This window comes from Collinsella sp. AF16-8 (assembly GCF_003462695.1).
Classification (GTDB): Bacteria; Actinomycetota; Coriobacteriia; order Coriobacteriales; family Coriobacteriaceae; genus Collinsella.
Genome location: NZ_QRXX01000017.1, coordinates 1 through 7077, shown reverse-complemented (window position 1 = coordinate 7077; position 7077 = coordinate 1). Strand labels below are relative to the sequence as shown.

Here is a 7077-nt window from a genome sequence, read left to right as displayed (position 1 = left end):
TCTGATGACTTGAAGAAGGGGGAGGCCTCGCGGCCTCCCCCTTTTTTGCGTTTACGGGTTTTGTCTCACATAGTAGCTGTGTTTTATAACCCTCGTTTGTCGCATCTTCTGTGAACGGGCTACAATAACTTAGTCTGTTCGATATGGAGGTGAACATGGCTGAAGCTGGTATCGGCGTTGATATCGTCGAGATTTCCTGTATGAAATCAATTCTTGAAAAGACGCCGTCGTTTGCTCGGCGTGTGTTTACCGAAGAAGAGCGTGCGTATTGCGATGCATCATCGCGTCCCGCTGCTCACTATGCGAGCCGCTTTGCTTCGCGCGAGGCGGTGCTTAAAGCTCTCGGCACGGGTTTTAGTCAAGGCGTGGGTCGCAAGGATGTTTCGGTAACGCGTGATAAACTCGGCAAACCGAAGGCGCTGCTTTCGGGCCGTGCTCTCGAGATCGCTCAAGAACTGGGCGTTGTTGAGGTCGCTCTTTCCATTACGCTTACGGGAGACTTGGCCGTTGCGAATGCCATCGCGATTACCGAAGATGCTCGGCCTAAGCCAAAAGATGAAAAGGTGAGCACCAAGAAACGCGTTGCGCAGACATTTAAAGAGGCTCGCTCTGTATTAGATGAGCTCGAGCAGCTGCAGAATTCAGCATTGACGGAGCACCTGGGCGATGCTTCGCAAGATACGCTAGGAGCATAGATGAAACCGGTTTTGAGTACCGAAGAAGTCGTTCGTCTCGAGGATATCATCGAACGCGAAGGGACTTCGAAGGCCGAGCTTATGGAGCTAGCGGGTGAGTTTGCCGCTAACGAGGTCTTGAAGCTCAATCCCGATCGGGTTCTCGTTTTGGTCGGTTTTGGTAATAATGGCGGCGACGGTTGGGTTGCCGCCGATATCCTGAGCCATAAGGGTGTGGACGTGGATATCGTTTCTCCGGTTGAACCGGATGAGATTCCTGCTGCTCTGGCACGTCATGTTGCTCGTCGTACTGCCGGCCGCGATGTGCACGTTTGCGTCGGCCCCTCGCGTGATGAACTCGAGGTTTTGATCGATAAGGCCGATGTTGTTGTCGATGCCATTTTTGGTACCGGTTTCCACGGGAATCTGCGTGCGCCGTTCTCCATTTGGATTCCTACGGTCAATGAATGCGCCGATTGTGTCGTATCCATTGATGTCCCCTCGGGCCTGAATGCCGAGACGGGCGTTGTTGATGACGACTGCATTCGTGCCGAGCGCACGGTGACGATGATTGCGCCCAAGATTGGTCTGTATAGCGCTGATGGTCCTGAGTATGCCGGCGATTTGACCTGCGGCAATCTTTACGACCGTCTTGACGAGGTCATCGATGATGTCGACCACGCCGCCGAGATTGTCGAGCCCGGTGACTTAGTTGATTACTTTGCTCCGCTACCATCGAATATCGATAAGTATTCCCGTGGCTCCGTGCTTATTGTCGCCGGATCAGCGCAATATCCTGGTGCTGCCATTATGGCGGCCAAGTCTGCAGCTCGCGCGGGTGCTGGTTACGTGGCAGTCGCGGCTCCTGACGCCTGCGCCAATCTCATTCGCATGGCACTTCCTTCGATTCCGGTCTTTGCTATTCCGTCTGATTCCCGCGGCTCCTTTGGCGCCGCTGCGCGCATGACGGTGTGCGAGATCGCAAAGAAGTACAGCTGCGTGCTGTGCGGTCCCGGTATGACGACGTCTGCCGGCGCTATGCAGGTGGTTTCGGGCTTGCTCGAGCTTGATGTACCGCTAATTTTGGACGCCGATGCACTCAACTGCCTTGCTAAGATTGCCATTGACGGTATTGATAGTAACCCCGAGATGTATCGTCGCGAGCAGCCGTTGGTTATGACACCGCACTATCGTGAGCTTTCGCGTCTGGTTGCCGGTGACGAGGTGAACGACCTTGGTACCGCGATTGCGGCCGCGCAGAAGGTTGTCTGGGCTGCAGGCTCCGACAATCTGGTGGTCATTGCCAAGGGGCCGACGACGGCTATCTGTGGCGTTGAGCGTGTGCTGCTGCCGCTCTCGGGTCCGGCTTCTCTGGCAACTGCCGGTTCGGGTGATGTTCTCGCGGGTATTTTGGCCGGCACGCTTGCCACCATGCGCGACGAGATGGATCGTTGGGAGTTGCTGTATTCGTACGCCGTCGCACTTCACAGCTACGCCGGTTTTGCCGCGGCGACGGAGTATGGTGAGAAGAGCGTCATCGCGACCGATCTTATCGACTTGATCGGTCCTGCCATGGAGCTGGCGGCAAAGGATGCGCTCGAAGATCTGGGAATCATGGACGAAGGGTCGGATGACTAATCATGAATAAAGCCGATTTGACGCGCTGGTCCTGGGTCGAGATCGACCGCGGGGCGCTCCGTCGCAACACGAGGGCCTATAAGAACTTGTTGAATCCGCGTCAGCGCCTGTGCTGCGTGGTCAAGGCCGATGCTTATGGTCATGGAGCTGTTGAGTGTGCCAAGATCATGTATTCGGCCGGTGCCGACATGTTTGCCGTGGCGACGGTTAACGAGGGCGTTGGGCTCCGTCAGGGCGGGATTACTAAGCCCGTCCTGATTCTAAGTGAGCCGCCTATCGAGGCTATTCCTGCATTGCTCGAATTCGATATCATGCCCTCGGTCTATACGTCCGATTTTGCTCTTGCGTATGGCGAATGCGCCGTCGCGGCGGGCAAGGTGGGCAAGTACCATCTTGCCATCGAGACGGGCATGAATCGTATCGGTGTTCACTACACACAGGTGCTCGACTTTGTACGCGGCATCAGTTTCCATCGCGGCATCCAGTGCGACGGCGTATTTACGCACTTTGCCACGGCCGATGAACCTTCGGGTTGGGACTACAAGCTGCAGTGCCAGCGTTTTACCGAGGCCGTTCAGGCCATTAAGGACGCAGGTTTTGAATGCGGTATCGTGCATTGTGCCAATACGCCGTCCTCGATGCTCGATTCTTCAATGCACTTTGACATGATTCGTGCCGGCATCGGTTTGTATGGTCTGCAGCCATGTGAGCTGAGTGGTCGCGTGATGCAGCTTGATCCCGTCATGAGCGTCCACGCGCGTGTGACGCGCGTGGCGCATCCTGCGATGGGCGAGGGCGTGGGCTACGGCTTTACCTACCGCGTACCGCGCACGCGCGTTCAGATCTGCACCCTTCCGATCGGTTATGCCGATGGCCTTTCGCGTACGCTTTCCAATCGTATGGACGTGCTGTATCGCGGCGAGCGTGTGCGTCAGGTGGGCAATATCTGCATGGACCAGTTTATGGTCGCCATTCAGTCCAACCCGGCGCATGAGATTCCCGAGGCCGAGTATGGTGACGAGATGATCATTGTCGGCCGCGATGGAGATGCCGAGATTACCATGGACGAGATGGCGCGCCTACGCGGCACGATTAACTACGAGGTCGCTTGCGGCTTTGGTATGCGTCTCGACAAGGTCTACGTGTAGGAGTCGCTATGGGCGTCATGCACATCCCCGGCCATAGCCATCAGGCGCCGCGTGAGGTCGCACTCGAGGAGATCGAGGCCGTTCTGGGCGATTGTCACCTTTGCCAGCTTTACCAGTCGCGCCATAACATCGTGTTTGGCGTGGGAAACCCCCACGCTCGCGTGATGTTTATTGGCGAGGCGCCGGGCCGCAATGAGGATTTGCAGGGCGAGCCCTTTGTGGGGGCGGCAGGCGAGGACCTCAACGGCATTTTGTCGCTGGCGGGGCTCAAACGCGAAGACGTCTACATTGCCAACGTGCTTAAGTGCCGCCCGCCGGGAAACCGCAATCCGCGTCCCGAGGAAGTGCTGGCTTGCTCGCCATTTTTGCGTGAGCAGATTCGAAGCATCTGGCCCGATATTATTGTGACGCTCGGCAACCCCGCGACGCACTTTGTGCTAAAGACCGAGATTGGCATTACTAAGCTGCGCGGCAGGTTCCACCAGATGGGGCATTTTGTGGTAATGCCCACGTTCCATCCGGCAGCAGCGCTGCGCAATCCGGCGTGGCAGGAGCTGCTGGAGGAAGACTTTAAGATGCTGGGCGACTATCTGGAGCGACATCCCGCGCCAGAGGACGCCTCGGAATAATAAGGAGCATATATGTCCCTGGAGCGCCTGGGGGTAGGTACTTACAAAACGACTTGCGCTGCCGATACGGAGTACTTTGGCGAGCTAATTGCACCGTGCCTTGTGGACGGCGATGTGCTCATCCTGACCGGTGGCCTGGGAGTGGGCAAAACTCACTTTACCAAGGGCGTCTCGCGCGGGCTGGGCGATGGGCATATGGTTACGAGCCCTACGTTCGCCCTCATGGCCGTTCACGATCAAGGTCGTATTCCGCTGTTTCACTTTGATCTATACCGCCTGGAGCATGCCTACGAGCTCGAGGATACGGGCATTTTCGATGTGCTGGGCTATGAGGGTGCTTGCCTGCTGGAATGGGGCGAACAATTCCAGGACGAGCTGACGGATGAGTATCTTTCGGTGACGCTCAGGCGTGATGAGGGCGACAGCGACGTGCGAACGATAACGCTTGAGGCGCACGGTGACCGCGCAATGGAGCTTTCCCATTTGATTGATAAGGCTGTACAAGATGAGCTTGCATAACGACAACGCGCTGGTGGTGGCGCTCGATACCTCGACTGACATGCTTGCCTGCGCGGCAAGCTGGATTGATGGGCAGACGGGTGAGACGAAGCTCGTGAGTGGCGACCACATGTGTCGCCGTCACGCCAACGTTGAGCTCGTGAATACCGTTGATGGCGTGCTGGCTCAAGCCGGTCTGGATCGCAGCGATGTTGGTTGCTATGTGGTCGGCCGCGGCCCGGGGTCCTTTACGGGTGTGCGCATCGGCATCTCCACTGCCAAGGGCCTCGCGCGTGGTGCCAATGTTCCGCTGCTGGGCGTGTCGACGCTCGACGCTTGCGCTTGGACGGCGTGGAAGGCTGGCGTGCGCGGCAAGCTTGGTATCTTGGCCGATGCTATGCGCGGTGAGGTATATCCGGCGCTGTATATGCTGGTCGATGAGGGTCCCGAGCGTCAATTTGAGCGCGAACACGTGGTCAAGGCCGCCGTGGCGCTCGATGAGTGGCGCCAAGCAGCGGACTGGGGCCAGGTTCAGCTGACCGGTGACGGTCTAGTGCGCTATGGCAAGCTGCTGGGTGAGGACGAGGCCGCCCGCTGCGTGGAGCGCGACCTGTGGTGGCCTTCGGGCGAGGGCTTGCTGCTCGCGCACGCTGCGGGTGACGGCGATCCGGCCCGCGTCCTGCCGATTTACACGCGCCTTTCGGATGCCGAGGAAAACGAGCGCAAGCGTCTTGGTCTTGCCGAGAGTGCGCAGAGCGAAATTACGGGTGTTGCCGATGAGCTCGCCGGTCGTCATCTGCAGTTCCGTCCCATGGGCGCGGCGGATGCCGAGGGCGCAAGCGCGCTGGAGGCTGCCTGCTTTGAAGGTGCCGGACACGAGGCATGGACGCCGGGCATGTTTCTGTCCGAACTGGGCGAGGACGTCGCTGCGCCGCGTAGTTGGTGGGTGGCACACGACGACGGCAAGCTGCTGGGCCTTGCCGGCGGTATGGTCGTGGACGGTGATGTGCAGATTCTGGATGTCGCCGTCGACCCGGCACATCGCCGTGAGGGCATTGCCCGCAAGCTGCTGTCGCATGTGAGCTATGATGCCCAGATGCTCGGCTGCACTACGGCTTCGCTCGAGGTCGAGGACGGTAACGAGGGAGCGACCGCGCTTTATAACGCTCTGGGCTTTACCGAGGCTGGCCGTCGCCGCGGCTACTATGGTGCCGGCAAGGACGCCGTCGTCATGACGGCTCCGCTGCCCCTGGTGCTTCCGGTCGACAATGCTTCGCCCGAGCCGACGGCGGCAGAGCAGCGCGTATGGCCGCTGCCTGCGCCTGGGCGCTCCGAGGGGGAGCGTGCCGAAATTGAGCGCCGCCGCCTAGTGCTCGCTATCGAGAGCTCCTGCGACGAGACGGCCGTGGCGATTATCGATGCGGATGGCAATATGCTGGCCAACCAGGTGTCGACACAGATTGATTTTCACGCCCGCTTTGGCGGCGTGGTGCCCGAGATCGCCTCGCGCAAACACGTTGAGGTGATTGTGAGTGTCGTGGATGCGGCGCTCGAGGATGCCGCAGCATCGCTTGGTCTTGAGGGTGGAGCCATCGCGCCGAGCGAACTCGCCGCTGTTGGCGTGACGCAGGGTCCGGGCCTGGTGGGTGCTCTGGTAGTGGGCGTCGCCTTCGCCAAGGGCTTTGCCTATGCCGCCGGCAAGCCGCTCGTGTGCGTCAACCATCTGGAGGGCCATCTGTTCGCCAACCTGCTGGCGCAGCCCGATCTCAGGCCGCCGTTTATCTTCACGCTTGTCTCGGGCGGTCATACCATGCTCGTGCACGTGAAGGCATGGGGCGACTACGAGGTACTTGGTGAGACACTCGACGATGCTGTGGGCGAGGCCTTCGACAAGGTAGCCAAGGCGTTGGGTCTGGGCTATCCCGGTGGCCCCATCATCTCCAAGCTGGCCGAGACGGGCAACCCCCGCGCGATCGATTTTCCTCGCGCGCTTAACAGCAGGGGAGACTATCGTTTCTCGCTTTCGGGTCTTAAAACGGCCGTGACGCTCTACATCGAGCAGGAGACCAAGGCCGGGCGCACGATTCACCTGCCCGATCTGGCGGCTTCGTTTGAGGCAGCCGTCTTTGACGTTCAGTACAAGAAGGCCAAAAACGCCCTGCATGCCACCGGATGCAAGGAATACTGCATCGGCGGCGGCGTCTCGGCTAATCCGCATCTGCGCGAGATGATGATCAAGAAGCTTGGGCGTCAGGGGATCCGCGTAACGGTGCCACCGCTTTCGGCGTGCACCGACAACGCCGCCATGATCGCAGAGGTTGCCCGCCGTAAATTCGACCGAGGAGAAATCTCGCCGTTCGACGTCGACGCCGATCCAAACATGACGCTGTAGCTGGTACGGCGCGGTCCCCGGACGGAGGGGCCGGATATAAGGTTTCCTGCTCTACAGTCCTGCGCAAGACGAAGGCCACATTAAGTGGCCTTCTTTGC

Annotated in this window: 6 protein-coding genes; all 6 read left to right on the top strand. The window is 59.2% G+C overall.

Translation table 11 applies throughout. The features are described from left to right. Positions 1–155: 155 nt before the first annotated feature. Genes acpS through tsaD form a run of 6 tightly spaced genes read left to right on the top strand, consistent with a single transcriptional unit; the run spans position 156 to position 6979 of the window. Positions 156–695, top strand: a complete 540-nt coding sequence (gene acpS, locus DWW73_RS09860) for a holo-ACP synthase (protein ID WP_117779470.1) — start codon at positions 156–158, stop codon at positions 693–695. Further along, positions 696–2312, top strand: a complete 1617-nt coding sequence (locus tag DWW73_RS09855) for an NAD(P)H-hydrate dehydratase (protein WP_117584236.1) — start codon at positions 696–698, stop codon at positions 2310–2312. Between the two features lie 2 nt (positions 2313–2314). Next, a complete protein-coding gene (gene alr, locus DWW73_RS09850; protein WP_089573672.1) occupies positions 2315–3460 on the top strand; it encodes an alanine racemase in 1146 nt (381 codons plus the stop codon). 8 nt (positions 3461–3468) lie between these two features. Beyond that, complete coding sequence (locus DWW73_RS09845; protein ID WP_089573671.1) at positions 3469–4089, top strand: uracil-DNA glycosylase; 621 nt, start codon at positions 3469–3471, stop codon at positions 4087–4089. 12 nt (positions 4090–4101) lie between these two features. Next, positions 4102–4608 (top strand): tRNA (adenosine(37)-N6)-threonylcarbamoyltransferase complex ATPase subunit type 1 TsaE, encoded by a 507-nt coding sequence (tsaE, locus tag DWW73_RS09840; RefSeq protein WP_117779469.1) that lies wholly within the window; start codon positions 4102–4104, stop codon positions 4606–4608. Further along, positions 4595–6979, top strand: coding sequence for a tRNA (adenosine(37)-N6)-threonylcarbamoyltransferase complex transferase subunit TsaD (gene tsaD / locus DWW73_RS09835; protein WP_117779468.1), 2385 nt, complete (start codon positions 4595–4597; stop codon positions 6977–6979). Before tsaE ends, tsaD begins: the two co-directional genes overlap by 14 nt. The last annotated feature ends 98 nt before the right edge of the window (positions 6980–7077 follow it).

Coding starts and splice junctions, on each gene's coding strand:
- acpS (WP_117779470.1), top strand. CDS start 156: ATGGCTGAAGCTGGTATCGGCGTTGATATCGTCGAGATTTCCTGTATG.
- DWW73_RS09855 (WP_117584236.1), top strand. CDS start 696: ATGAAACCGGTTTTGAGTACCGAAGAAGTCGTTCGTCTCGAGGATATC.
- alr (WP_089573672.1), top strand. CDS start 2,315: ATGAATAAAGCCGATTTGACGCGCTGGTCCTGGGTCGAGATCGACCGC.
- DWW73_RS09845 (WP_089573671.1), top strand. CDS start 3,469: ATGGGCGTCATGCACATCCCCGGCCATAGCCATCAGGCGCCGCGTGAG.
- tsaE (WP_117779469.1), top strand. CDS start 4,102: ATGTCCCTGGAGCGCCTGGGGGTAGGTACTTACAAAACGACTTGCGCT.
- tsaD (WP_117779468.1), top strand. CDS start 4,595: ATGAGCTTGCATAACGACAACGCGCTGGTGGTGGCGCTCGATACCTCG.